Below are 3365 nucleotides of genomic sequence, written 5' to 3'. Positions count from 1 at the left end.
CATAGAAGTTGGACCTGAACAATCCGTCCAGGCTGATGCAGTAAAGCAGGGAAGCTGAAACGGTATGGTGAGAATTGCAAGAGGCAGGCATATTGGTGTGAATTTCCTGCAAATTTCGACGAGGGTTGAATGGGTCCGAAGACGCCAGTGCCAGAGGAAGATTTGTTCCGCCAGCCGCTGCGCGAGCAGATCAACTTAAAGCATCCATTGGTTCGTCTGGCCGATCTGATTGATTGGGACCGATTGAGCACGGCGATGAGCGCGAGCTTCGTGTCGCAGCGCGGCCGGCCGGCAACGTCGCCGCGTTTGATTGCGGGTCTACTGTATTTGCAGCACGCCTTCGACCTGTCGGACGAGGAGGTGGTCTGGCAATGGCTGGAGAATCCGTACTGGGTGCGCCGGGAGACCGGCAAGGTGTAGGTGGTGAGAGTTCACTACGATGAAGGCATAGCGAGCCACATCGCCCCCGAGCCGTGCGCGGGCATCCGTGAGGAGGTCAGCGAAGCGTCGGCAGGGGAACGTGCAGGCCAGCCATGGAGCCACGAAATGGTTGATATCCCGGATGCCGACGCGCTCCAGTACGTGGAAGGCAATATGAGCGGGCGCGACATCGCGAGTGCCTGCCGATCCGGCGTGGTCGTAGAACCTGGCATGCACGCAAGCGCCTTGCACGGGAGGCGGGAGATCTCACGTCTGACCTGGCGTTGTAGCGGTACTGGCCAGGCCCGCGTCGGGAAGGCGAGGAGCCGAAGCCGATGATGCACGGACGTGAGAAGTCAGACTCCGCCGTAGTAGCGAAGAAACCTGCGAACAAGGTCGGGAAACCGGCTGCGGAGTGGGTGGAGCCAAGGGCGGGGACCGAGGGGAACGCGAACCAGAATCACACGTGCCGGGCACAGAACCGGGCAAGCGTGTCACAGGGACTGGATCGCGTACGGCAGTTGGCGAGACAGCATAAGAAGATGCGTTTCACGACGTTGCTGCACCACGTCACCGTCGAGCGGCTGAGCGCTGCATTCTATGCGCTCAAACGTAAGGCAACACCGGGAGTCGATGGTGTGACGTGGCAAAGCTATGAAGTGGGACTGGGGAGCAATCTCCGGGACCTGCACAGGCGGGTTCATACAGGGAGCTACCGTGCCCTGCCAGTGCTGCGACGTTATATACCCAAGGCAGACGCAGGTCTCAGGCCCTTGGGTGTCGCCGCGCTGGAAGACAAGCTGGTGCAGAGCGTAATGGTTGAGGTTCTAAACGCCATTTATGAGGAAGACTTCCTCGGCTTCTCGTATGGATTTCGTCCGGGTCGTAACCAGCATGATGCACTCGATGCATTGGCTGCAGCGATTCAGTGGCGACCGGTAAACTGGATTCTGGATGCCGACATTCGAAACTTTTTCGACACCGTCAACAGGCAATGGTTGATCCGTTTCGTGAAGCACCGGGTGGCGGACCCGAGAGTCATTCGCCTGATCGGCAAATGGCTCGATGCTGGGGTGCTGGACAATGGCCGGTTGATGTCGGCACAGGCCGGTACGCCCCAGGGTTCGGTGATCTCCCCATTACTCGCCAATATCTATCTGCACTATGTCTTTGATTTGTGGATAGAACGTTGGCGGCGTCAGCGAGCCCGTGGCACGGTGGTGGTGTCGCGATATGCGGACGATACGGTGGTGGGCTTCCAGCACGAAGCAGATGCGCTGCGGCTGATGAAGGAGCTGCGGCAACGCATGGAGGAGTTCGACCTCACGCTGCATCCGGGGAAGACCCGTGTGCTGGAGTTTGGTCGGTATGCCGCCGAGCGGCGAAGGCGTAAGGGCATGGGCAAGCCGCAGACGTTTGCTTATCTGGGTTTCACTCACATCAGTGGGACGTCACGCAACGGCAGCTTCCAACTCAAGCGCAAAAGCCGTAAGGACCGGCTGCGCGCCAAGCTTAAGCAGGTCAAGGAGCAAATGCGCTTGCGAATGCATGAGCCGATCGCCTCACAAGGGCTTTGGCTGGCGCAGATCGTTCGGGGCTACTTTGCATACCATGCCGTTCCGACCAATATCCGGGCGTTGCGTGCGTTCCGGCACGGCATAATGAACATCTGGCGGCGCACGCTCCGGCGGCGCAGTCAGAAGGACACGATGACGTGGCAGCGTATTGAGCGTCTGGCAGACGAGTGGCTGCCTCAACCGCAAATTCTTCATGCTTGGCCAGATCGCCGATTTGCCGTCAATCACCCGAGGTGGGAGCCGAATGCCTGAATTGGGCACGTTCGGATCTAAGCGGGGGGTATCAGGTAACGGGTATTCCTACCGCAATCAGGTGTTCACCGGCCAGACGTACTTGCAGACCCGGCCGCCGATCGAGGCGTCGAGCCTGACGCGCTGGCGCAAGCGGCTGGGCGAAGCGGGCATTGAAGAACTGCTGGCCGAGACGATCGAGGCGGCTAAGCGGGCCAACGTCATCAAGAGCTCGAGCCTGAAGCGGGTGATTGTCGATACGACGGTGATGGAAAAGGCGATTGCGCATCCCACTGATTCGCGCCTGCTCGAGCGTTGCCGAGCACATCTGGTGAAAGCGGCCGCCCGGCACGGGCTGAAGCTGCGGCAAAACTACAACCGCGAGGCGCCACGTCTGGCACAGCAGATCGGTCGCTACGCGCACGCGAAGCAGTACAAGCGGATGAAGAAGGTACTGCGCACTTTGCGTTCGCGCGTAGGCCGTGTCACGCGTGACGTTGAGCGGCAACTCGATGGCCTCGTGCAGCCAAGTCGCGCGGCGTTAGAAGATCTGATCAGCCGCACAAAGCAGATTCTCACGCAGAAGCACAAGGACAAAAACAAGCTGTATGCGCTGCATGCGCCGGAAGTCGAATGCCTGGCAAAAGGTAAAGCGCGCAAGCCGTACGAATTCGGCGTGAAGGTGTCGATCACGACCACGCACAAAGAAGGCTTGGTGGTGGGTGCGCGCTCGATGCCGGGCAATCCTTATGATGGTCATACGCTGGCCCAAGCGCTGGAACAGGCGTCAATCCTGAGCGAGGTTCAACCGCAGATCACCGTTGTGGACCGTGGCTACAAGGGTGTGGCCATCGATGGCGTGAAAATCTATCACCCGGGTTTGCGTCGTGGCATCACACGCGGCTTGCGGGCCATGATCCGGCGGCGCAGTGCAATCGAGCCGGTCATCGGCCATATGAAAACAGACGGCAAGCTCGATCGCAACTGGCTCAAAGGCGCGCTTGGCGATGCCATTCATGCGGTACTGTGCGGCGCCGGCCACAACCTGCGTGCGTATTTCAGCGATCATGGACGGTCGAATCAGGCTGATGGTGGACGGCGTTTCAGCGTGATCATGGACAGTTTGGGTGAGCGCGA

The 3365-nt window shown here is 59.7% G+C and carries 1 protein-coding gene and 2 pseudogenes; all 3 read left to right on the top strand.

All coding sequences use genetic code 11. The annotated features are described in order from the left end of the window. Window positions 1-129 precede the first annotated feature (129 nt). A pseudogene (locus KQH55_RS15100) lies at window positions 130-393 on the top strand (transposase); the annotation flags it as partial. 365 nt (window positions 394-758) lie between these two features. Further along, complete coding sequence (gene ltrA, locus KQH55_RS15095; protein WP_373566406.1) at window positions 759-2249, top strand: group II intron reverse transcriptase/maturase; 1491 nt, start codon at window positions 759-761, stop codon at window positions 2247-2249. 58 nt (window positions 2250-2307) lie between these two features. Then, window positions 2308-3279 (top strand): annotated as a pseudogene (locus KQH55_RS15090) (IS5 family transposase); the annotation flags it as partial. Window positions 3280-3365 lie beyond the last annotated feature (86 nt).

Origin of the sequence: Mycetohabitans sp. B3, from assembly GCF_021498065.1 — a bacterium.
Lineage (GTDB): Bacteria > Pseudomonadota > Gammaproteobacteria > Burkholderiales > Burkholderiaceae > Mycetohabitans.
Note: the sequence above shows the minus strand (reverse complement) of the source record. Positions and strands in the feature narration are given on the sequence as shown.

Bases quoted from the DNA above. Each gene is read 5' to 3' on its own strand.
- ltrA (WP_373566406.1), top strand. From the start codon at position 759: ATGCACGGACGTGAGAAGTCAGACTCCGCCGTAGTAGCGAAGAAACCT.